The sequence below is a fragment of the Eubacterium ramulus ATCC 29099 genome (assembly GCF_000469345.1).
Lineage (GTDB): Bacteria > Bacillota > Clostridia > Lachnospirales > Lachnospiraceae > Eubacterium_I > Eubacterium_I ramulus.
Window position 1 is genome coordinate 22,453 of the sequence record NZ_KI271075.1, and the last position, 22,018, is coordinate 44,470.

Annotated in this window: 21 protein-coding genes; 18 read left to right on the forward strand and 3 right to left on the reverse strand. The window is 42.8% G+C overall.

Annotation, left to right across the window (positions count from 1 at the left end):
* Window positions 1–103: 103 nt before the first annotated feature.
* From scfA to HMPREF0373_RS17570, 10 genes are all read left to right on the forward strand, one after another.
* On the forward strand, window positions 104–244 hold the full coding sequence (scfA, locus tag HMPREF0373_RS00645; RefSeq protein WP_021737595.1) for a six-cysteine ranthipeptide SCIFF: 141 nt from the start codon (window positions 104–106) through the stop codon (window positions 242–244).
* A 137-nt stretch (window positions 245–381) separates the two neighbouring features.
* Window positions 382–1,749: a thioether cross-link-forming SCIFF peptide maturase gene (gene scfB / locus HMPREF0373_RS00650; protein ID WP_021737596.1), complete on the forward strand. Its 1,368-nt coding sequence runs from the start codon at window positions 382–384 to the stop codon at window positions 1,747–1,749.
* On the forward strand, window positions 1,746–3,902 hold the full coding sequence (locus tag HMPREF0373_RS00655; RefSeq protein ID WP_021737597.1) for a protein translocase subunit SecDF: 2,157 nt from the start codon (window positions 1,746–1,748) through the stop codon (window positions 3,900–3,902). The genes scfB and HMPREF0373_RS00655 overlap by 4 nt, the downstream gene beginning before the upstream one ends.
* A gap of 283 nt (window positions 3,903–4,185) precedes the next feature.
* Window positions 4,186–4,815: an ABC transporter permease gene (locus tag HMPREF0373_RS00660; RefSeq protein ID WP_021737598.1), complete on the forward strand. Its 630-nt coding sequence runs from the start codon at window positions 4,186–4,188 to the stop codon at window positions 4,813–4,815.
* A gap of 63 nt (window positions 4,816–4,878) precedes the next feature.
* Window positions 4,879–5,817: a glycine betaine ABC transporter substrate-binding protein gene (locus HMPREF0373_RS00665; RefSeq protein WP_021737599.1), complete on the forward strand. Its 939-nt coding sequence runs from the start codon at window positions 4,879–4,881 to the stop codon at window positions 5,815–5,817.
* A gap of 131 nt (window positions 5,818–5,948) precedes the next feature.
* Window positions 5,949–6,707, forward strand: a complete 759-nt coding sequence (locus HMPREF0373_RS00670) for an ABC transporter ATP-binding protein (protein WP_021737600.1) — start codon at window positions 5,949–5,951, stop codon at window positions 6,705–6,707.
* On the forward strand, window positions 6,704–7,342 hold the full coding sequence (locus HMPREF0373_RS00675; RefSeq protein WP_021737601.1) for an ABC transporter permease: 639 nt from the start codon (window positions 6,704–6,706) through the stop codon (window positions 7,340–7,342). The genes HMPREF0373_RS00670 and HMPREF0373_RS00675 overlap by 4 nt, the downstream gene beginning before the upstream one ends.
* A 77-nt stretch (window positions 7,343–7,419) precedes the next feature.
* Entirely contained in the window at window positions 7,420–9,237 is a 1,818-nt protein-coding gene (locus HMPREF0373_RS00680) for a bifunctional homocysteine S-methyltransferase/methylenetetrahydrofolate reductase (protein WP_021737602.1), read from the forward strand.
* A 10-nt stretch (window positions 9,238–9,247) separates the two neighbouring features.
* Window positions 9,248–11,011 (forward strand): homocysteine S-methyltransferase family protein, encoded by a 1,764-nt coding sequence (locus HMPREF0373_RS00685; RefSeq protein ID WP_021737603.1) that lies wholly within the window; start codon window positions 9,248–9,250, stop codon window positions 11,009–11,011.
* Between the two features lie 95 nt (window positions 11,012–11,106).
* Window positions 11,107–11,757, forward strand: a complete 651-nt coding sequence (locus tag HMPREF0373_RS17570) for a cobalamin-dependent protein (protein WP_021737604.1) — start codon at window positions 11,107–11,109, stop codon at window positions 11,755–11,757.
* Window positions 11,758–11,905: 148 nt separating this feature from the next.
* Here the strand turns inward: HMPREF0373_RS17570 and HMPREF0373_RS00690 are convergent, their stop codons facing one another.
* Window positions 11,906–12,271 carry a nuclear transport factor 2 family protein gene (locus HMPREF0373_RS00690; RefSeq protein WP_021737605.1) on the reverse strand — a complete coding sequence of 122 codons (366 nt, stop codon included), beginning with the start codon at window positions 12,269–12,271 and terminating at the stop codon, window positions 11,906–11,908.
* Window positions 12,272–12,535: 264 nt separating this feature from the next.
* Here HMPREF0373_RS00690 and HMPREF0373_RS00695 point away from each other — a divergent pair, with 264 nt between their 5' ends.
* Window positions 12,536–12,838, forward strand: a complete 303-nt coding sequence (locus HMPREF0373_RS00695) for a YerC/YecD family TrpR-related protein (protein WP_022035868.1) — start codon at window positions 12,536–12,538, stop codon at window positions 12,836–12,838.
* A gap of 155 nt (window positions 12,839–12,993) precedes the next feature.
* Here the strand turns inward: HMPREF0373_RS00695 and HMPREF0373_RS00700 are convergent, their stop codons facing one another.
* Window positions 12,994–13,626, reverse strand: a complete 633-nt coding sequence (locus HMPREF0373_RS00700) for a DUF1836 domain-containing protein (RefSeq protein ID WP_021737607.1) — start codon at window positions 13,624–13,626, stop codon at window positions 12,994–12,996.
* Between the two features lie 259 nt (window positions 13,627–13,885).
* Between HMPREF0373_RS00700 and pcrA the strand changes: the two genes are divergently transcribed.
* The 7 genes from pcrA to HMPREF0373_RS00735 all read left to right on the forward strand — a co-directional run bounded on the left by pcrA (window position 13,886) and on the right by HMPREF0373_RS00735 (window position 21,281).
* Window positions 13,886–16,162 carry a DNA helicase PcrA gene (gene pcrA / locus HMPREF0373_RS00705; RefSeq protein WP_044962506.1) on the forward strand — a complete coding sequence of 759 codons (2,277 nt, stop codon included), beginning with the start codon at window positions 13,886–13,888 and terminating at the stop codon, window positions 16,160–16,162.
* A gap of 185 nt (window positions 16,163–16,347) precedes the next feature.
* Entirely contained in the window at window positions 16,348–16,599 is a 252-nt protein-coding gene (locus HMPREF0373_RS00710) for a hypothetical protein (RefSeq protein ID WP_021737609.1), read from the forward strand.
* A 145-nt stretch (window positions 16,600–16,744) separates the two neighbouring features.
* Window positions 16,745–18,508, forward strand: coding sequence for a 23S rRNA (uracil(1939)-C(5))-methyltransferase RlmD (gene rlmD / locus HMPREF0373_RS00715; RefSeq protein ID WP_044962508.1), 1,764 nt, complete (start codon window positions 16,745–16,747; stop codon window positions 18,506–18,508).
* Between the two features lie 31 nt (window positions 18,509–18,539).
* A complete protein-coding gene (locus HMPREF0373_RS00720) occupies window positions 18,540–18,911 on the forward strand; it encodes a TnpV protein (RefSeq protein WP_021737611.1) in 372 nt (123 codons plus the stop codon).
* A gap of 321 nt (window positions 18,912–19,232) precedes the next feature.
* Window positions 19,233–19,994, forward strand: a complete 762-nt coding sequence (locus HMPREF0373_RS00725) for a helix-turn-helix domain-containing protein (protein ID WP_015530848.1) — start codon at window positions 19,233–19,235, stop codon at window positions 19,992–19,994.
* Between the two features lie 428 nt (window positions 19,995–20,422).
* Entirely contained in the window at window positions 20,423–20,839 is a 417-nt protein-coding gene (locus HMPREF0373_RS00730) for a YjdF family protein (protein WP_021737613.1), read from the forward strand.
* 61 nt (window positions 20,840–20,900) lie between these two features.
* Window positions 20,901–21,281 carry a DUF4825 domain-containing protein gene (locus HMPREF0373_RS00735; RefSeq protein ID WP_021737614.1) on the forward strand — a complete coding sequence of 127 codons (381 nt, stop codon included), beginning with the start codon at window positions 20,901–20,903 and terminating at the stop codon, window positions 21,279–21,281.
* A 140-nt stretch (window positions 21,282–21,421) separates the two neighbouring features.
* Here the strand turns inward: HMPREF0373_RS00735 and HMPREF0373_RS00740 are convergent.
* On the reverse strand, window positions 21,422–22,018 hold a 597-nt coding region (locus tag HMPREF0373_RS00740; protein WP_021737615.1), incomplete at its 5' end, for a hypothetical protein.

Consider the following 22,018-nt stretch of genomic DNA (forward strand, 5'->3'; position numbering starts at 1 on the left):
CGAAAGCGGATTGCGAATGTCCGCTTTACAAAAAAATACTTTCTTTATAGTGGAAAATATGATATACTTCTGACATATGTAAGAAGAAAGGAGATTTCGGAAGATGAAACACGTAAAAACATTAAATACAAAAAGATTACAGAACACAGTAAAAAAAGGCGGATGTGGTGAGTGCCAGACATCCTGCCAGTCTGCTTGCAAAACTTCCTGTACAGTAGGAAACCAGAGCTGCGAGCACAAATAAGAAGAACAAAACAGCAATTACTATTACAAAAGGCCGTATGCCTAAGGCATGCGGTCATTTGCACGTTTAGAGGAAAATGAAAACAGCAGCTTTTTACGCTGATTTTTAATATAGAAATAGAAAGAGAGGAACTGCATTTGGTTCACCAGTATAAAAATAATGGTTATAACATTGTTCTTGATGTAAACAGTGGTGCGATCCATGTAGTAGATGATGTTTCCTATGATGTGATCGCTTTGTACGAAGATCATACACCGGAGGAGATTGTAGCAGAACTGTCCGGAACATACAGCGAAGCTGAGGTGAAAGAAGCCTGTGAAGAAGTAGCTTCCCTGGTAAAAGACGGAGAACTGTTTACAAAAGATGAATACGAGAATTATATTATGGACTTCAAGAAACGTCCGACTGTAGTCAAAGCTTTGTGCCTGCACATTGCACATGACTGCAACCTTGCCTGTCGCTACTGCTTTGCAGAAGAAGGCGAATATCATGGGCACAGAGAGCTGATGAGTTATGAGGTTGGAAAGAAAGCATTGGATTTTCTGATCGCAAACTCTGGAAGCCGCCGCAATCTGGAAGTGGATTTCTTTGGTGGTGAGCCTCTGATGAACTGGCAGGTTGTCAAAGATCTGGTAAAATATGGAAGAGAGCAGGAAAAGCTGCATGACAAAAACTTCCGTTTCACGCTGACAACAAACGGTGTATTACTGAATGATGAAGTAATGGAATTTGCAAACAAAGAGATGGGGAATGTTGTACTCAGTATTGATGGAAGAAAAGAAATCCACGATCATATGAGACCATTCCGCAACGGAAAAGGAAGCTATGATCTGATCGTGCCGAAATTCCAGCAGTTTGCAGAGAGCCGTAATCAGGACAAGTATTATGTCCGCGGTACATTTACGCATTACAATCTGGATTTTGCAGATGATGTTCTTCATCTGGCTGATCTGGGCTTCAAACAGATTTCTGTGGAGCCGGTAGTTGCAGAAGATTCTGAGGAGTACGCACTCCGGGAAGAAGATCTGCCAAAGCTCTTTGCAGAGTATGACAAGCTTGCCGCTGAAATGGTAGAAAGAAAAAAATCCGGAAAGGATTTCAATTTCTTTCATTTTATGATAGATTTAGAGGGTGGCCCGTGTGTTGCAAAGAGATTATCCGGCTGTGGATCAGGTACTGAGTATCTGGCTGTTACACCGTGGGGTGATTTCTATCCGTGCCATCAGTTTGTTGGAAATGAAGAGTTCCTGATGGGAAATGTCTGGGATGGCGTAAAACGTACGGATATCCGGGATGAATTCAAATGCTGTAATGTTTATGCAAAAGAAAAATGCAGAAACTGTTTTGCAAGATTCTACTGTAGCGGCGGATGTGCAGCAAACTCCTATCATTTCCATGGAAATATTAATGATGCATATGATATTGGCTGTGAATTGCAGAAAAAGCGGATTGAGTGTGCAATCATGATAAAAGCGGCGGAAGCTGAAATGGAGGTAGAAGGATGAAAAAAAAGAAAGGAGTCGTAGTCTTTCTGGTAATGATCATTGCGATGTTACTGCTTGGCTACTATTCTTATGGTATTGTAAAGGGTACCGCAGCAAAGGACAATGAGAAAGGAATCAAGCTAGGACTTGACCTTGCCGGTGGTGTCAGCATTACATATCAGGTAAAAGGTGACGAGACACCGTCTGCTGAGGATATGAAAGATACTGTATACAAACTGCAGAAACGTGTAGAGACTTACAGTACAGAGGCAGAGGTTTATCAGGTAGGTGATAACCGAATTTCCGTGGAAATTCCGGGTGTATCTGATGCAAATTCAATTTTGGAAGAACTTGGAACACCGGGTACTTTGGAATTTAAGACCACAGAGGGCGAGACATTCATGACCGGTGAGATGGTGGCTGATGCACAGGCTGCTACAGACACAAGCAAAACATCTTCCAGTAAATATGTGGTTCAGTTAAAACTGACCAGTGAAGGTGCTAAGATTTTTTCTGAAAAAACAGGCGAATATCTGAATAAGGTACTTCCGATTTACTATGATGGGGAGTGTATCAGTTATCCGACGGTACAGAACCAGATCACAAACGGCGAGGCTGTCATCAGCGGTATGAAGAGCTACGAGGATGCAGAAGCACTTGCTTCCCAGATCCGAAGTGGTGCGCTGAAACTGGAACTCGAAGAGTTACAGTCTGAAGTTGTAGGGGCAAAACTTGGTTCCCAGGCTATTAAGACAAGTATTATCGCAGCAATTATCGGTCTGCTGATCATCATTGCGTTTATGTTGATCGCATACCGTATCCCGGGACTTGCGGCATCAATCGCGCTGCTGATCTACACTGGTATCGTGCTTGCAATTTTACATCTGTATCACATTACACTGACCCTGCCGGGTATCGCTGGTATTATCCTGTCCATAGGTATGGCAGTGGATGCAAATGTTATTATCTTTGCACGTATCCGTGAGGAGATTGCAGCAGGACATTCCGTAGCACAGTCAATTGACATTGGATTTAAGAAAGCATTTTCCGCAATCTTTGACGGAAACATTACTACATTGATTGCAGCAGCTGTACTTGGTCTGCGTGGATCCGGTACTGTAAAAGGATTTGCTGCCACACTGGCAATCGGTATCGTATTCTCCATGTTTACCGCACTGGTAATCTCCAGATGGCTGGTAAAAGCACTGTATGGACTTGGCTTCCAGGATAAAAAATTCTACGGTGAGAAGAAAGAGCGCAAGAGCATCAACTTCCTTGGAAAACGAGGATTGTTCTTTGGTATTTCTCTGGCAGTGATCGTAGCCGGATTTGTAGGCATGGGTGCTCACAAAGCAGGCAACGGACAGCCACTGAATTTCAGTATGGAGTTTAAGGGCGGTACAGCAACAACTGTTGCATTTGATAAAGATTACACGATCGAGGAGATCGATGAGCAGATCGTACCTTATATAGAAGAAGTAACCGGTGATGCAAATGTTCAGACACAGAAAGTTGCAGACAGCAATTCCATCATTATCAAGACCAGAACACTGAATCTGAATGAGCGTGAAAAACTGGCAACTGCAATGGAAGACAACTTCGGTGTTCAGGAGAACGATATCACATCTACAAACATCAGCTCCACGATCAGTAGTGAGATGAGAAGTGATGCTATCGTAGCTGTGATTATTGCGACGATCTGTATGCTGATCTACATCTGGTTCCGGTTCAAAGATATCCGTTTTGCAAGCAGTGCGGTTATTGCACTGGTACATGATGTACTTGTTGTTTTAGCATTTTATGCATTATCTCAGACCTCTGTGGGCAGCACATTTATTGCCTGCATGCTGACGCTGGTTGGTTACTCTATCAATGCGACGATCGTTATCTTTGACCGTATCCGTGAGAATCTGGCACTGGAGAGCGGACGCAGAGATACTGATCTGAAAGAAGTAGTAAATAAGAGTATCACACAGACACTGTCACGAAGCATCAATACTTCCCTGACAACATTTATCATGGTATTTGTGCTGTTTATTCTCGGTGTATCTTCCATCCGTGAATTTGCAGGACCTCTGATGGTAGGTGTTATCTGCGGTGGATATTCTTCTGTATGCATCACAGGTGCACTGTGGTATGTATTTAAGACAAGATTTTCTAAAAAGAAAAAATAAGAAACGCGTTAATCGTAAGTTTTTTGTTTCTCTCTGGCAGAAATGAAATAAAAGAAGACAGTAGTTGTAGAAATGCCGCTACTGTCTTCTTTTATTTTGCGTTCATGAGTAAATAGCAAAAGCGGATTGCGAATATCAGCTTTACAACCTAGCATTTTACTAGAAAATATAGTATGATATGCAGCAGTTGGTTAATGCTATCTTGCAGGATGATTATTTTTTTGCTAAGATAGGAAAGCTTAATATAATAAGATTTACTTATTTATGAAACGGAGGGTGTGACATGCAGGCATATGTGGAATATTTTCAGACACATGGACAGGAATATGTGCATATGATCTGGCAACATCTGTATCTGAGTCTTCTGGCAGTGGGAATCGCAGCTGCGGTAGGTATTCCATGCGGCATTCTGAGCCTGCGTGCTCCGAGGATAAAGAAGATTCTGACTACAGGATTCAGTGTCTTGCGTATTATTCCGAGTCTGGCAGTGCTTGTTATTCTGATTCCGATCATGGGAGTGGGGGTGAAACCGGCACTGGCAGCATTGGTGATTCTGGCAATCCCACCAATTCTGATACAGACAACGCTGGCATTTTCACAGGTTCCAGATTTTCTGCTGGAAGTGGCAGATGCCATGGGCATGGATAAAAAGAGAAAATTCCGGCAGGTGGAAGTGCCGCTGGCGATGCCTGGTATTATCAGTGGCATCCGTATGGCGATGTCAGAGGTTATCGCAAGTGCTACATTGGCGGCTTATATTGGCGCCGGAGGGCTGGGAATTCTGATTTTCAACGGAATCAATCTGCTGAAAACCGAGTATCTGGTGATCGGTGGAGGAACAGTGGCTGTCATTACTATGCTGTGCAGCATGGCACTTGGGGCAGTTGAGAAAAAAATAAGTCGGGCACTTTAAAAAGCAAATAAAGGAAGTCTGATATTGATAGAAAGTTGAGAGCATTACAGGAGGAAAAAAGAAATGAAGAAAAAAGTATTGGCAGTAATACTTGCAGTTGTATCAGTCGCAGCACTTGCGGCATGTGGAAGTAACGGAGCAGCAGAACCGAAGGCAGATGGAAGTGCAGCTACCGAAAAAAGCAGTAGTACAAGTGCAGATACTACGATTAAAATCGGAGCAAAAAGTTTTTCAGAGAGTAAGATCCTGGGTGAGTTATATGCACTTGCCCTGGAAGATGCCGGATATAAAGTGGAACGTGAATTTGAAGTATCCGACAACCTGATCCATCAGGCAGTGTGTGACGGTCAGATTGATATGTATCCGGAGTACACCGGTACTTCATTACTGACGATTCTGGATCAGCCGATGGAGACAGATCCACAGATCACTTATGACAAAGTAAAAGAAATGTATGCAGAAAAATTCAATCTGGATGTGTTGGATATGTGTGAGGCAAGTAACGGAAATGGTCTGAGCATGCGTGCGGATGTGGCTGAGAAATATGGAATCAAGAGCATTTCGGATCTTCAGGCAAATGCAGATAAAATTCGTTTTGGCGGCACATCGGATACCTTTGAACGTGAAGATGGACTTCCGGGACTGGAACAGACTTATGGTACGTTCAAGTTTAAATCCAAAAACACCTTTGACAATTCACTGAAATATCAGGCAATGGCAAATGATGAAGTGGACTGTGTACCGGCTTACACCACAGATGCACAGTTGAGCAGCGATGAGTTTGTTCTGCTGGATGATGACAAACATTTCTGGCCTCCGTACAACATTATACCGGTTGTCCGCCAGGAACTGATCGATGCACATCCGGATGTGGCTGAGATCATTAATAAGATCAGTGCAGCAATTGATACGGAGACTATGACAAAGCTGAATGCACAGGTGGATATCGATAAAGAAGAGTATGAAGATGTGGCAGCAGATTTCTACGCGACGCTGAAGTAGAAATCGCAAAAGGAAATAATCAAGCAGAAGAATATGTCAGCTTACGCTGACCAGAATCACGCACCAAGTCTCACGTGCGTTCGACTTGAAAGAAAAATCTGTTGGGAAAGAAGTGCAGGAGGAAAAGAAGGATGAGCATTGCAGTAGAATTTCTGGATGTGGTAAAACAGTTTCCGGGTGCAGTGGAGCCGGCAGTGGATCATGTGAGTTTTCAGATTCAGGAGCAGGAAATGATCACCATACTGGGGACATCCGGCTGTGGGAAAACCACATTGATGAAGATGGTGAACCGCCTCTATGAGCCTACATCCGGAGAAATTCGAATATTCGGAGAAAATATAGGGCAGACGGATGCGGTGGCACTGCGCAGAAAGATTGGCTATGTTATTCAGCAGGTCGGTTTGTTCCCACATATGACCGTAGAAAAAAATATTGCAGTGGTACCGGAAATCCTCGGTTGGGATTCTGCACAGATACATGACCGGGTAACGGAACTGCTGGAACTGGTAAATCTGGATCCCAAGCAGTATCGCGGCCGGTATCCGTCCCAGCTTTCCGGTGGACAGCAGCAGCGTGTGGGGCTGGCCAGGGCACTGGCTGCAAAGCCGTCGCTTATGCTGTTGGATGAGCCATTTGGTGCCATTGATGCGATCAATCGAACCAAGCTGCAGGACGAATTGATGAAAATCCATAAACGTGCAGGTCTGACCTGTATGTTCGTCACTCATGATGTGACGGAGGCGTTGAAGCTTGGCACCCGGATCATGATCATGAATCAGGGGAAAATTCAGCAGTTTGACACAGCAAAAAATATTCTGGAGTATCCGGCAAATGCGTATGTGGCATCCTTGCTGCAGTCGGTACAGGAAGGATTAAATTTTTTCAGATGACACGTTTTATCACATATACAACGAGACATTATGACAAGTTAATACAGGCAGTTCTGGAGCATTTTGAAATTGTGGGTCTTACCCTTGTAATCTCTATTGCGCTGGCATTTATGATCGCCATGCTTGTAATGGAACATAAGCGGATCACGGCATGGATCACGCGGGTATTCAGTATGATCTATGCAATTCCAAGCCTTGCACTGTTTGCACTGCTGCTTCCGGTGACGGGGCTTGGCATGCAGACAGCAGTGCTGGTGCTGGTGATTTATAATCAGTTTATTCTGATCCAGAGTTTTACCGATGGGTTTACCTCTGTTGATGCAGGGGTTCTGGAGGCAGCAGCCGGTATGGGGATGACAAAAGGGCAGATTTTCCGGAAGGTGCGGCTTCCGCTGGCACTGGATACGATGATCGCAGGCGTTCACATTTCTATTATATCTACAATCGGGATTGCGACAATTGCTTCTACGGTAGGCGCAGGTGGTCTTGGTACAATCCTATTTGACGGGATGCGCACCCAGAATGTGGTAAAGATTGTCTGGGGAACGTTTTTGTCCGTAGTCATGGTTTTGGGGGTCAACGGTATTCTGAAACTGATAGAAAAACGTCTGAAGAAGAAACTGTATCAGGAATAGGTTCCGGAGAAAAAGAAAGACTGATGGACAGCAGAGGACAAACCTCTTTGTGGAAAAAGTGATGGAGTAGAAACAAAATGATAAGAGAGTATTTAAAAGAACATATTTTGATTACAGATGGTGCCATGGGTACCTATTATGACAGAAAAAAATCAGAAAATGGCCGGATTGCGGAGGAAGCGAATCTGCTGGAGCCGGAACTGATCACCCGGATCCATGAAGAATATCTGGAACAAGGAGCCAGACTGATCCGTACGAATACCTTTGCGGCAAATCATGCTATGGCACTGGGTAGAGGTGTCCGTGACCGCAGGGAACAGGATGCTTATGTAAAACATGTGATCCGCGCGGCGTGGAAACTGGCGCAGAAAGCAGCAGAAAACCGTCCGGAGGAAATTTTTGTCGCAGCAGATATCGGACCGGCGGCGGAAAATTTGTTTAGTGAATATGAGACAGATCCGGCAGCGGAATATCGTTTTCTGGCAGATTGTTTTCTGGAGTGCGGTGCACAGATTTTTAACTTTGAGACATTTTCAGATATTAAATATGTGGCAAAAACAGCCCGATATATCAAAGAAAAATGCCCGGAAGCGTTTGTGATGGTTTCTTTTGCAGCAAATCGTAACGGTTATACTACGCAGGGAATCAGCATCAGCCGACTGTTTGCCGAGGCGGCGCAGACACCGGAAATCGACAGCTACGGATGCAACTGTCTGCTGGGGGCAGCCCACATGTACAAGCTGATCAAAGCACAGAACCTTGCCGGGGACAAGTTTATCCAGGTATTACCAAACAGTGGATATCAGCAGATTGTCCGTGGACAGGCAGGCCATGCAGATGGTGTACACTATTTTGCTGATAAAATGGAACAGATGGTAGAATTGGGTGTAAATATCATTGGCGGATGCTGCGGAACCACACCAAAGCATATCCGGATGCTGTGTGAGAAACTGGCAGGAAAAGCACCATATGAAAAGCTTCCGGTAGTGGAAAAAGGCGGGGAAGATGCTGTTTCCCAGACCCGTAACAATCCATTCATGGCGAAATTGCAGCGGGGAGAAAAAGTGATTGCCGTAGAACTGGATCCTCCTTTTAACCAGGATGCTCAAAAGTTGATGGAAGGTGCATTTCAGTTGAAACAAAGCGGTGTAGATATCATTACCATCGCAGATTCACCACTGGCGAGAGCCCGCGCAGATTCTGTACTGCTGGCTGCAAAAGTCAGTGCTATGGTGGATATTCCGGTGATGCCGCATATCGCCTGCCGTGACAGAAACCGTATCAGTATGCACTCCACATTATTGGGTGCACATATCAATGGAATCCGGAATCTGATGATCGTCACCGGTGATCCCGTGCCTTCCGGTGAACGGGACAACACAAAGAGCGTGTTTGATTTTAATTCGATTCGTTTTATGGAATATGTAAAAGAACTGAATCAGGAGATTTTCCTGCAGGATGCATTTTCTTATGGTGGTGCTCTGAATCAGAATCAGGCAAATGAAGATCAGGTCATGAAGCGGATGCAGAAGAAAATCGATGCAGGACTTTCCTGGTTTATGACCCAGCCGATCTATTCTGATGAGGAAGTAGAAAAACTGGGCAGAATGAAACAGGAGTTGAACACAAAGATTTTATGTGGTATTATGCCGTTAGTCAGCTATCGCAATGCGATGTTTATCAAGAACGAAATGCCGGGCATTCAGGTGCCGGATGAGATCGTGGCACAATATCGGCCGGATATGAGCCGGGCAGAGGCAGAGGATGTTGCAGTCCGTATTTCTCTTTCCATCATGGAAAAGCTGGAAGAGGTAGCCGATGGATTTTATTTTATGACACCATTTAACCGTGTATCTCTGATCACCAGGATCATTCATGCGCGGAAACCGCAATAGGAGAGTTGGAATGAAAAAGGAAGAACTGTATAGATTATTAGAGAATGGACCTGTATATCTGGATGGAGCTACAGGAAGCAATCTGCAAAAAGCCGGTATGCCTACAGGTGTGTGCCCGGAACAGTGGATTCTGGATCATCCGGATGTGATCCTGGATCTTCAGAAACGTTATATAGAAGCAGGTACGCAGATTTTATACGCACCGACATTTTCCGGAAACCGTATCAAACTGGAAGAGTATGGACTGGCAGATAAAATTGTAGAGATCAATACAAAACTGGTGCAGCTGTGCCGGGAAGCAGCGGGTGAGAAAGGACTGGTATGTGGTGATATGACCATGACCGGTGAAAGCCTGGAGCCGATGGGCGATCTGGAACTGGAAGAACTTATTGATATTTACAAAGAACAGGCGAAAATCCTGTATGAAGCAGGCGTTGACCTCTTTGTGGTAGAGACTATGATGAGCCTTGCTGAGACCAGAGCCGCTGTTCTGGCGATCAAAGAGACCTGTGACCTGCCGATCATGGTATCCATGACCTTTGATGAAAAAGGAAAGACATTATATGGAAATACACCGGAAGGATGCATGGTTGTGCTGCAGAGCCTCGGAGCAGATGTCGTAGGTATCAACTGTTCTACCGGTCCTGAGCGGATGGCAGATATGGTACGACAGATGAAACCGTATGCAAACGTGCCGATTCTGGCAAAACCGAATGCAGGCCTGCCGCAGATGGTAGATGGTGAGACTGTTTATGATATGGGACCGGAAGAGTTCGCATCTTTTGGTCCGATGTTGATGGAAGCCGGTGCGGCAGTGCTCGGCGGATGTTGCGGAACGACACCGGAGCACATAGCCTCTCTGGTTGCGGCAACGAAGAATATGAAGCCGGTTCCGGTGATGCAGGAGCGCAAACGTGTCTTGGCTTCGGAGCGCCAGATACAGGAGATAGATATCAACGGTCCGTTTCTTGTAATCGGTGAGCGCATTAATCCGACCGGAAAGAAAGAACTGCAGGAATCACTGCGCCAGGGAAGCATGGAGATTGTCTGTGACATGGCAGAAGAACAGGAAGAGATGGGAGCACATATTCTGGATATCAATATGGGAATGAATGGTATTGATGAGAAGGAAATGATGCTGGAGGCCATCGAGGAAGTGACCATGACCACAAGCCTTCCACTCTGCTTCGACTCCAGTCATGTAGATATCATAGAGGCAGCTCTGCGCCGTTATCCGGGACGTGCCCTGATCAATTCCATTTCACTGGAAAAAGAAAAATTTGAAAAGCTGCTTCCAATTGCTAAAAAATATGGAGCGATGTTTATTTTACTTCCGCTGTCCGATGCAGGACTGCCGAAGGATATCAACGAAAAGAAAGAAATTATACATACGATCCTCGCTCGTGCATTAGAACTTGGCATGCACAAAGAGGATATTGTGGTGGACGGACTGGTAGCCACCGTAGGTGCAAACAAAAATGCAGCGCTGGAGACATTAGAAACCATTTGTTACTGTAAAAATGAGCTGGGTCTGGCAACTGTCGGTGGATTATCCAATATTTCTTTCGGATTACCGAACCGTGCCTTTGTCAATGCAGCATTTGTTACTATGGCTTTACAGAGCGGTCTGACTATGGCCATTGCAAATCCGTCCAGTGACATTATGATGAACCTGGCAGCAGCCAGTGATTTACTGTTAAACAAAGCCGGTGCGGATCTGAATTACATCAACCGCATGGCAGAGTTTGATGCAAAAAAAAAACTGAATCTGTAAAATCAGCGAAGGCATCGCTACAGAACACAGGCGGAAATACACAGACACCTGCGGCAGCAGAAAAAAACAGATGCAGTGAGAACAAGGATGCCTCCATGAATGCTGCGGCATCTCACAGCACAATCTACAAAGCGGTGCTGAACGGCTCCATGAAGAGCATTCTGGATGAAGTAAAAGCCGGTCTGGCACAGGGCATGGAACCTGGTATGATTGTCAGCGATGAGCTGATTCCTGCCATCAATGAAGTGGGGGATCTCTTTGAACAGCAGAAATACTTCCTGCCACAGCTGATTGCCAGTGCGGAAACCATGAAGAAAGCCATTGAGTATCTGGAACCAATGCTGTCTTCCGGGGATGAGACCGGTCCGAAAGTGACCATTGTGATTGCTACCGTAGAAGGAGATATTCACGATATCGGAAAAAATCTGGTGGCACTTATGCTGAAAAATTATGGATTTCGTGTAGTGGATCTGGGTAAAGATGTACCGAAGGAAGACATCGTGCAGGCAGCCATCGATGAAAAGGCAGATATTATTGCACTGTCTGCTTTGATGACAACTACAATGATGCGGATGAAAGATGTAGTGGAGCTGGTAAAAGAAAAACAGCTGAAAACCAAAGTTATCATCGGAGGTGCGGTTATCACACAGAGCTATGCAGACGAAATCGGAGCCGATGGATATTCAAAAGATGCGGCCGATGCCGTACGGCTGGTGCAGCGGTTGCTCGGACTTTCATTAAGATAAAGAATAAGCTGGAAATGAAATCCAGACAGACACGGCGGTGAGAGATGTTCACTCCGGTGACGAAAATCAGACGATCGTCTTGTCCTGGATTTTGTTTCCAGCTTTGTTTTATAAAAAATCAGATGATACGCAAGCGTTTAATAGTGCCTTAAAACAGTCCGTTGTTGTGTACCGGCACGATATCCTGTACATTATGTTCTACCACATCCCAGTGCTCAGCCAGTTTACCATCTTCGATACGGTAAATATCACATACTTTATTGATTGCACCGTTTTCCAGTGTGCATTTGAAGAATACATATACGATATCTCCATCCTCACCGATATGAATGATATCCATATGTGGTTTCAGACTGAAGAAAAATTTGGTGAATTCTACAAAGCCTTCTTTTCCGCTCGGAGCAGTCGGATTGTGCTGGATGTAATTGTCTTTCATATAATTGTCTAAATTGGAGATATCCCAGTTGTTAAATACTTCATCATAAAATTTCAATACAAGTTCTTTGTTTGTCATAGTCGTGTTTCCTTTCTGAATTGATTTTATGTTTATATGATAAACGAAAAATGTTGAATTGAAAAGCGTTGTTTGTTGAAAACTGTGAGAACCACAGAATAATTATTTTCGACAAATGTTGAATACAACAATGATTATAGAAGTGCAGAGAAAATCCAAAACACCTCTTTACTTCAAAACTTTAATATGTTAAAATTTTGCACAGAGAAAAGCAAATGCTGGAAAGCAGATGTAATAGGTATTTGGTTACAGAAGGAGTATAAAATGAGCAAAAAAATCAGAACAGAGGCCGTGGATCACCTGTTTGAAGCTATCCTGTGCCTGAAAGATAAAGAGGAGTGTTATACCTTTTTTGAAGATGTTTGTACCATCAATGAAATTTTATCACTGTCACAGCGCTTTGAAGTGGCACATATGCTGCGGGAGCAGAAGACTTATCTGGATATCGCGGAGAAGACCGGTGCATCCACAGCGACGATCAGCCGTGTCAACCGTTCCCTGAATTATGGCAATGACGGTTATGATATGGTGTTTGCCAGAATGAAAGGGCAGGAAGGTGAGCAGTAGCATAAAAGTGGAGCGTCAGCTTCACGATATGCGAATATTGGGTAGAATTGTGGAAGTACGAAGTACGGAACAATTCGTAAGGCATCTTTTGACCCCAACATCAAGATAACGGTAAAAGAAAAAAGGAAGCACAGAAGGATTCCCGTATATGGGAATCAGCTGCGTTTCCTTTTTGTGTTTTTGGGCGGCTCCGTTTTTTTCATGGAGTCGATGATTTTCTCAATCAGAAGCTTTTTTGTATAGACATCAAAATTCAGAAGGCAGATGAAAGTGAACTTCTGCAAAAAGTCTGCATCTTTTTCGCTGAGATTTTCCAGATCTGCAAAAGCAGATTCGCTGATGATATATTCTTCCTGGATGATTTCTTTTAAACGCTCTACCTGATGGGATTCCAGGCAGAAGATACCGTCATAAATCTCCTCCAGTGTCGGGGAAGATTTTTTGCCGAAATAGCGGTCGGTCAGCGGATTCAGGACATTCTGGATATCACTGATACTGAGGACACTTTTAAAATAGTAGATAAACACCAGGGTTAAAATATGCTCTTTGGAATATTTTTTCTTTTCTGGCGGCGGGAGTAGATTATTTTTTACATAATTGTTGACCATGGTTTTGGTCAGAATTGGATCTTCCTCATGCCGTTTTGTAGGATACAGTTCTTTTTCCATGAATGTTATGACCTGATCCATATATAGATTGATATCCGGAAGCGCTTCCAGTTTTGCATGGTCAATTCGTGACAGACTGTCCAGTATGCTGTTTAATAAATCGTTTGTATTGATTGTCATGCGAACTACCTCCAGTCATTCGTGATTTATGTTTTGTAATGTTTAAAGGATATTATATAGTTACTGTTCACACGCGCCATTCGCATTTACTAGATATGATGAGTGAACTGTAACATTATATAGTATTGAAAACCGAATGGCAAGCCAATGTTGTTGACGGGATCAGGCACCTTATGCTATGATAGCACAAGGTTAGAAAATATGTTCGATAAAAGACAGCAGTCAGAAAATGAAACAGATAGAAATAAATGGAGGAAGCATGGGCAGATATGATTTGCTGAATACACAGCAGCAGGAAGCGGTTTTTCAGACAGAAGGGCCGGTGCTGGTACTGGCAGGAGCCGGTTCCGGAAAGACGAGGGTTCTGACGCACAGAACCGCTTATCTGATAGAGGAAAAAGGGGTGAATCCATATCATATTATGGCAATTACCTTTACAAATAAAGCAGCAGCAGAGATGCGGGAACGTATCGACAATCTGGTGGGATTCGGTTCGGAGAGTATCTGGGTATCTACCTTTCACTCCAGCTGTGTGCGGATTCTTCGTCGGTATATTGACCGTCTGGGCTATGACAACCGGTTTACGATTTATGATGCAGATGATCAGAAGACGGTGATGAAGGACGTGTGCAAGCGGCTTCAGATTGATACGAAGCAGACGAAAGAGCGTGCGTTGCTGAATGTGATTTCTTCTGCAAAAAATGAATTGATCTCTCCGGAGGAGTTTACCATGCGGGCAGCCGGTGATTATGCAAAACAGAAGCAGGCACAGGTTTACCGGGAATATCAACAGACGTTGAAAAAAAACAATGCACTTGATTTTGACGATCTCATCATGAAATGTGTGGAATTGTTTAAAAATGATCCGGAAGTGTTGGATTCTTATCAGGAGCGTCTGCGCTATATCATGGTAGATGAGTATCAGGATACAAATACGGCGCAGTTTGAACTGGTGCGGCTACTGGCAGCCAAGTACCGTAACCTTTGTGTGGTAGGTGATGATGATCAGTCGATCTACAAATTCCGTGGAGCCAATATCCACAATATTCTCAATTTTGAGCAGTATTTCCCGGATGCAAAAGTCATTAAGCTGGAGGAAAACTACCGTTCGACACAGAATATTCTGGATGCTGCCAATGCAGTGATCAAAAATAACGTGGGCAGAAAAGCAAAGGCGCTCTGGACGCAGCAGGATGCCGGTGACAAGATTGACTGTAAGGATTTTGATACAGCATACGATGAGGCAGAGTACATTGCCCACAGCATCAATTCATTTGTGCGCAAAGGGGTATTTTTTTATGGAGACAGTGCCGTACTGTACCGGACCAATGCACAGTCACGTTTGTTAGAGGAGCGGTTTGTCCGAGAGAATATTCCGTATAAAATCGTGGGTGGTGTAAACTTCTATGCAAGAAAAGAAATTAAAGATTTACTGTGTTATCTGAAAACGATCGACAATGCACAGGATGATCTGGCAGTGAAACGGATCATCAATGTACCGAAACGGGGAATCGGCGCAACAACCATAGCCAAAGTACAGGACTATGCAGATGAGAACGGAATGAGTTTTTATGCCGCGCTGAGACAGGCGGAAGAGATATCGACGCTGAGCAAAGCTACTGCGACCAAGATTCGTCCTTTTGTGACTTTTATTCAGATGCTGCGCAGCAAGCTGCCCTATATCAGTGTGGAACAACTCATGGATGAGATTATTGAAGATACCGGTTATGTGGCAGAACTGGATGCGGAAGGTACAGATGAAGCCCGTGCCCGGATTGAAAATATCGATGAGCTGATCAGCAAGATCGTGGCCTATGAGGAATCTGTGGAACAGCCGACATTGAGCGGATTCCTTGAGGAAGTGGCATTAATTGCAGATATTGATAATCTGGAAGAGGACAGTGATTATGTGGTGCTGATGACATTGCACAGCGCAAAGGGACTGGAGTTTCCGAATGTTTATTTGGCAGGTATGGAAGACGGGTTGTTCCCAAGTTATATGACGATTACTTCTGATGACCCGACCGAAGTGGAAGAAGAGAGACGTCTGTGTTATGTGGGAATTACAAGAGCCAGAGAACATCTGACTCTGACCAGCGCACGGATGCGTATGACCAGGGGAGAGACACAGTATCACAAAGTCTCCCGTTTTGTGAAAGAAATCCCGAAGAGCCTGTTGAACGGCATGGTGCGGGAGGAACGACCAAGAAAAGAAGAACCGATCAAAGATTTGGGGAATGTAAAGCAGAATTTCAGTAGGAAACCATACGGCGGCGGTTCCTCTGCACCGGCAGGGGGTATGCCTTATTATAAATCTTTCAGCCTGGGACAGAAAAAAACACAGCAGTTTGGTGGTGGGACAAAGCTTGGCAGACTGACGTATGCGGAAGGTGACCGGGTGCGTCATGTGAAGTTTGGGGAAGGTCTGGTAAAGCAGATTGTTTCCGGTGGAAGAGACTACGAAGTTACTGTGGATTTTGATGATTTTGGCACAAAGAAAATGTTTGCATCGTTTGCAAAACTTCAGAAGTTATGATATAATCGCCTATAACAATGAACAATACGGAGCAGAAAATTCAGATTTGTAAAATAATATTGTGAACGCAGGTCGCAGAGCGACTGTGTTCATGTAGCGAAAGTGGATTGCGAATGTCCGCTTTACCAGCGTTTTGTATTGTGAAATGTGAAGTAGAAGGAATGTATTAAGAAGGAGTGAATGACATGAACAATGATTTGATCAGTGTTGCAAAATTAACAGAGTTATTTTCCAAGAAAATTGATGAGGAAAGAAAGACAAAATTACTTTGGATTCTTGCCATTGTTGGAGCAGTTGCAGCGGTAGTCGTAGCAGCACATTATATTTATAAGTTCTTTGCTCCTGATTATATGGATGACTTTGAAGATGACTTCGAAGATGAGTTTGATGATGACTTCTTTGATGACGAGGATGATGAATACGAAGAGGAAGACTAATCTGCATCAGCGGAATGTAATTTGATGCAAGGATGATCCGTATTGGAACGCCCACTCACAGAATGCGAGTGGGCGTTTTTTGCCTGACTTCAGAGTTGAGATGTTTGTGTATGAAAAATAAAGAAAGCATTGTGAGGAGAAAGATTTGAAAAAAGGACAGATGTGTGAAGGCATTGTAGAAAAAGTCAAGTTCCCGAATAAGGGAATTGTAAAAGTAGAGGACAGTGAAGTAACGGTAAAAAATACTATTCCGGGACAGAAAGTTTCTTTTGTCATCAATAAAAAACGAAAAGGAAAAGCAGAGGGACGTCTGCTGGAGATTCTGGAAAAGTCAGAACTGGAGAACGCAGAAGCTAACTGCCCGCATTACGGTGTCTGCGGCGGATGTAATTATCAGACACTGCCGTATGAAGAACAGTTAAAACTGAAGGCCGGACAGGTGCTGGAACTGATGAAAGCAGTGGTGCCAAATGCGGAGGATATTTTTGAGGGAATCCGAAAAAGTCCGCAGCAGTTTGGTTACCGAAATAAAATGGAATATACGTTTGGTGATGAAGTAAAGGATGGTCCGCTGGCACTTGGTATGCACAAGCGGGGAAGTTTCTATGACATTGTAACTGTGGATGAATGTCGGATTGTGGATGATGACTACCGCAAGATCCTGGGTGCAACGGTAGCATATTTCAGAGCGCAGGATATTCCATTTTACCATCGGATGCGCCATGAAGGATATCTGCGTCATCTGCTGGTGCGAAAAGCAGTAAAGACAGAGGAAATCTTGATCGATCTGATCACGACCACACAGGAAATTTGTGCAGGGGAGAGCTGTGTGAATGAAACAGCACTTTTAGATGGCTGGAAAGAGCAGCTTCTGGCACTGGAACTGGATGGAAGTATTGCCGGCATTTTGCATACAAAAAATGATAGCGTGGCAGACGCAGTGAAAAATGAAGGAACAGAAATTTTATATGGCAAGGATTATTTCTATGAGGAATTGCTTGGGTTAAAGTTTCGAATCTCTCCGTTTTCCTTTTTCCAGACCAACTCTCTGGGCGCAGAGGTATTATATCAGACTGCCCGTGAATATATCGGAGACAGTCTGGATGAAAAAGCGGAGAAGACGGTATATGATCTGTACAGCGGAACCGGAACGATCGCACAGATCCTGTCGCCTGCGGCAAAACATGTGATCGGAGTGGAAATCGTGGAGGAAGCCGTAGAAGCTGCGAAAGAAAATGCACAGTTAAATCAGCTGAAGAACTGTGATTTTATTGCCGGTGATGTCTTGAAAGTTCTGGATTCCATCGAAGAAAAGCCGGATTTTATTGTGTTGGATCCTCCACGGGAAGGAATTCATCCGAAAGCACTGGAGAAAATCATCCGTTATGGTGTGGATCGCATGATTTATATTTCCTGTAAACCGACCAGCCTACAGCGGGATCTGGAGGTTTTACAGGCACAGGGATATGTGGTGGAACGGATTTGCTGTGTGGATATGTTTCCGGGAACAGTGCATGTGGAGACGGTTGTTCTTTTGTCCCAACATCGAGACAAGAATACTTGTCTCGATGAACGCGGCAGTCGGCAAATCGAGATGCAAGCATCTCGGCTTGCCTCGTTGCTCGCGCAAAAGCCAGATGACACGATAGAGATCGACTTAGACTTGGATGAGCTGGATGCAACCAGTGCTGAGTTGAAAGCAACCTATCAGGAAATCAAAGATTATGTGCTGAAAGAATTTGGCTTGAAGGTTTCAAGTTTATATATTTCTCAGGTAAAACGCAAATGTGGAATCGAAGTGGGAGAAAACTATAATCTTCCAAAATCAGAAAATGCAAGAGTTCCGCAATGCCCGAAAGAGAAAGAAGATGCTATCAAGGCTGCCCTGAAATATTTTGCGATGCTCTAAGGACATCGCTGATTTCAAGGAGGAATAACACATGAAAAGCACATTTGAAAAAATGGGTGGAACCTACACACTTGGCGCAGACGGAATTTACTATCCGAATCTTGTTAGTACAGATGAAGAACCGCATTATGGGAAATATGGAATGATGCGAAAAACGTATCTGAAAGAGCATCGTCCGGCAATGTATTCACTGTATATGTTGGAAGACAGACTGACAGAACATCTGAATACTGTGGACGATGAAGCACAGGAGAGAATGGATATTCTGGTGTGTCAGATGATAGAGCGGCAGGGCATTACGGAAGAATTGAAAGCTTGTGACCAGATGGAATGGGTCAGAGCAGTAAATGGTATTCGTAATATGGCAGAAGAGATTGTGTTAAATGAATTGATTTACAGGTAAACAAAGAGCTGAACAGGTACGAAGAAAAATCCTATTTGTTCAGCTTTTGTGTTTATAAGAGTTCTAAGAAGAATCGAATTACAATTCCATATCAGGTGACTTTTTCTAAGTTCCGGAAGGCTGGTTTTTTCCGTCATAGTCATAAGTTGCCGATTTAATTATTCCATAGTATGCCTTAAAAAATATTCGAAGATAACTTTATAGAAATAATCATGATGGGGAGATTATTTGATGAATTTTGTGTTAATATTCTGCAATTCTACTGCTGGTCGATTGATTTATGCGTACTCCCATTATAATATGTGTGCAGGAGGTGGATGTATGTATCAAATTAGTAATGAAAAATTTGGTTTATTTGTAACCGAATTAAGAAAGGAAAAGAATTTAACTCAAAAGGATTTGGCTGAAAAATTATATGTATCAGATAAAACAGTTAGTAAATGGGAACGTGGTCTTAGTATGCCTAATGTCGTATTACTCATACCAATAGCTGATATATTAGATGTTACCGTTACAGAATTGTTACGTGGAGAAAAAATAGATACACAGAAAAATATTGATACAAAAGAAGTCGAGGAATTGGTAGTAGGCTCTCTCGATATGGCTGTTAGGAATTCTATTCATCAGCATAGAAAAAACTGGATATTAGCATATTTGCTATGTTTTTTAATATCTATTACAGAAATTATTATGTTAGTTGCATCTGGGAATTCAATAGCAGAGATGAAAGGTGATATATTGCTGGTTACAGGGTTAATGCTTTTATTTGGTGCATGGTTTTGTTTCTTTGCCAAAGACATGTTACCAACATATTATGATGCCAACAAGATAAATTATGTTTCACAAGGAATTTTTAGAATACATCTAGTGGGTTTATCCTTTAACAATGGAAATTGGATGTACATCTGTACAACTTTAAAAATTTGGACACTTGCAACGGTTGTTCTATATCCTCTTGCAGGTATTATAATAATCAATTGTCTCAATATAGCTTTATGGGATATTTTAAATAAAATTTTCTTAATTATGATATTAGGTGGTATGGTAGTTTCGATTTACATTATCGGGAAAAAATACGAATAATTAAATTACCTGCTATCGTTGTGGATATTACTAATTTACAACATTCTTCATGGGAAATAAGGAATGATGCAGAAGAGATTGTGTTAAGCGAATTAGCGTACATTTAAAACGTGGAAAGCTCCTTCGGGAGCTTTTTGCTGGTTATCAAGAAAGTATATAGAAAATGCATTAATCATATGGTATGATTTGAACAGAAGATAGAATCTTATGAAGTAAGAAGAATATTTTGGAGGAACGTAACTTAGAAGTTACAGAATTAAGTTAATCTTGCCATATGGCTTGATTATAAAAGCAAAGATAAAAACGCAACGTACATCTTTGATGTGCCAGAGCCGGTAGGTAGCCCGGCCGTCCTATGTAAATAGGGTAAGTAACCTGCCCCTCCGGGTTGTCCATTCTTTGTTCAATCAATTTTAGGAGGGATTCTTATGGACAAAGTAAATGGAAAGCTGACAGTATTTTTTGAAGAGCCGTTTTGGGTGGGTATATTTGAACGCATCGAAGATGGTAAACTATCTGTGGCAAAGGTAACATTTGGTGCAGAACCAAAAGATTATGAAGTACAGGAATATATTCAAAAGTGCTATTTCAGTTTGAAATTCAGTCCGGTTGTTGAAACTGTTGTAAAGGATATCAAAAGAAATCCGAAACGGATGCAGCGAGAAGCAAAAAAGCAGATGTTGGAAATAGGCATTGGCACAAAATCGCAACAGGCGTTGAAACTACAGCAGGAACAGAACAAGCAGGAACGCAAAGAGAAAAGCCGCAAGAAAAAAGAGGCTGAAGAACAGCGAATGTTTGAACTGAAACAGAGACAGAAAAGAGAAAAGCATAAGGGACATTAAAGTCCCTTGGGCTTTTACTCAAATCGAAAAGTGTTGAATAAAGCTTTCGGGAGGTGTTTCTATGAAGAAAAAAGTACTTGCAATTATGTTGGTTGCCGTATCAATAATGCTGATTTCGGCGTGCGGAAAAAAAGAAAAACTATACGAAATTCCTGACCTATCGCAGTATAAGACAGATTATATAGGAGATTCTTCAAATGTTATAAATATTGTAAGCGGTCAAGAGTATCCTGAGGGATACTCATATGACAGTATAGAGATACAGTCTGAAGCAGAGCCTTATGGATTAACAGTTTTTCTAAAAGATGAGCCGTCTGCAGTCAAACTTGAAGATGAATTGCAGGTTAATGCAGATATGACATTTGATTTGATTGGTAATTTGGGAACAATTGATTATAAAACAGCAGATAGCAAAGAAATTATTGCATCGTATGAACGGTGATATATTTTTGGTCAACTTTTAGACAATTTGAAGAGTAGAATATAAAAAGGCGTATGGAAGTTTTAAATCTATACGCTTTTTGGAAAAAACTCATTTCTGAACAAGAGATTTGTAAGAACATATTATCTATTCAAAGACGGTTATAATTCCATATCATACGACCTTTTCTTAGTCCGAGCAGGCTGATTTCGCCGCATTTCCTGTTCTCTCTGATATTTAAGTTCCCATGCACGATGGGAGAAAACATCAGGATCCTCCACATTGAGATAATCCACCTCATTGGCTGCAATATCACGACGATGATAGTCATAATATTTACCGAAAGTACCTTTGAGCTGTTCAATCAGCTTATCACGGAAATCAGGACGTATCTGGATTCTGGTGTCCAGCAATTCTGTATACTGTTTTGGTTCAGGACGAAATTTTTCTTCCCGGAAAGCGGTGGCGTCTTTTTCAAGCTGTTTTTGGAGCGAGATGTCCTGAGAATCCAGGATATCCAGATTTTTATTCATCTGGTCATATTTTTTGTATAGATTCGTCATATCTTTATCGGTAGAGCATTCTGCCTGGAAGATTAGCTGCTCTTTCCTTGATTTCAGTTCTTCAATTTCTTCGGTAACAGTGGTAAGCTGCTGATTCAATTTTATATGCTGGATGGGATTCAAAATACTGGTTTTCTCTTTTTTCACATTCAGTTCTTTCCGCTCTGTAACTTTAGCTTTGAGTTTCTTTTTAAC

What these genes read in the sequence shown, in the direction of transcription:
- scfA (WP_021737595.1), top strand. Translation starts at nt 104, where the DNA reads ATGAAACACGTAAAAACATTAAATACAAAAAGATTACAGAACACAGTA.
- HMPREF0373_RS00655 (WP_021737597.1), top strand. Translation starts at nt 1,746, where the DNA reads ATGAAAAAAAAGAAAGGAGTCGTAGTCTTTCTGGTAATGATCATTGCG.
- HMPREF0373_RS00660 (WP_021737598.1), top strand. Translation starts at nt 4,186, where the DNA reads ATGCAGGCATATGTGGAATATTTTCAGACACATGGACAGGAATATGTG.
- HMPREF0373_RS00665 (WP_021737599.1), top strand. Translation starts at nt 4,879, where the DNA reads ATGAAGAAAAAAGTATTGGCAGTAATACTTGCAGTTGTATCAGTCGCA.
- HMPREF0373_RS00670 (WP_021737600.1), top strand. Translation starts at nt 5,949, where the DNA reads ATGAGCATTGCAGTAGAATTTCTGGATGTGGTAAAACAGTTTCCGGGT.
- HMPREF0373_RS00675 (WP_021737601.1), top strand. Translation starts at nt 6,704, where the DNA reads ATGACACGTTTTATCACATATACAACGAGACATTATGACAAGTTAATA.
- HMPREF0373_RS00680 (WP_021737602.1), top strand. Translation starts at nt 7,420, where the DNA reads ATGATAAGAGAGTATTTAAAAGAACATATTTTGATTACAGATGGTGCC.
- HMPREF0373_RS00685 (WP_021737603.1), top strand. Translation starts at nt 9,248, where the DNA reads ATGAAAAAGGAAGAACTGTATAGATTATTAGAGAATGGACCTGTATAT.
- HMPREF0373_RS17570 (WP_021737604.1), top strand. Translation starts at nt 11,107, where the DNA reads ATGAATGCTGCGGCATCTCACAGCACAATCTACAAAGCGGTGCTGAAC.
- HMPREF0373_RS00690 (WP_021737605.1), bottom strand. Translation starts at nt 12,271, where the DNA reads ATGACAAACAAAGAACTTGTATTGAAATTTTATGATGAAGTATTTAAC.
- HMPREF0373_RS00695 (WP_022035868.1), top strand. Translation starts at nt 12,536, where the DNA reads ATGAGCAAAAAAATCAGAACAGAGGCCGTGGATCACCTGTTTGAAGCT.
- HMPREF0373_RS00700 (WP_021737607.1), bottom strand. Translation starts at nt 13,626, where the DNA reads ATGACAATCAATACAAACGATTTATTAAACAGCATACTGGACAGTCTG.
- pcrA (WP_044962506.1), top strand. Translation starts at nt 13,886, where the DNA reads ATGGGCAGATATGATTTGCTGAATACACAGCAGCAGGAAGCGGTTTTT.
- HMPREF0373_RS00710 (WP_021737609.1), top strand. Translation starts at nt 16,348, where the DNA reads ATGAACAATGATTTGATCAGTGTTGCAAAATTAACAGAGTTATTTTCC.
- HMPREF0373_RS00720 (WP_021737611.1), top strand. Translation starts at nt 18,540, where the DNA reads ATGAAAAGCACATTTGAAAAAATGGGTGGAACCTACACACTTGGCGCA.
- HMPREF0373_RS00725 (WP_015530848.1), top strand. Translation starts at nt 19,233, where the DNA reads ATGTATCAAATTAGTAATGAAAAATTTGGTTTATTTGTAACCGAATTA.
- HMPREF0373_RS00730 (WP_021737613.1), top strand. Translation starts at nt 20,423, where the DNA reads ATGGACAAAGTAAATGGAAAGCTGACAGTATTTTTTGAAGAGCCGTTT.
- HMPREF0373_RS00735 (WP_021737614.1), top strand. Translation starts at nt 20,901, where the DNA reads ATGAAGAAAAAAGTACTTGCAATTATGTTGGTTGCCGTATCAATAATG.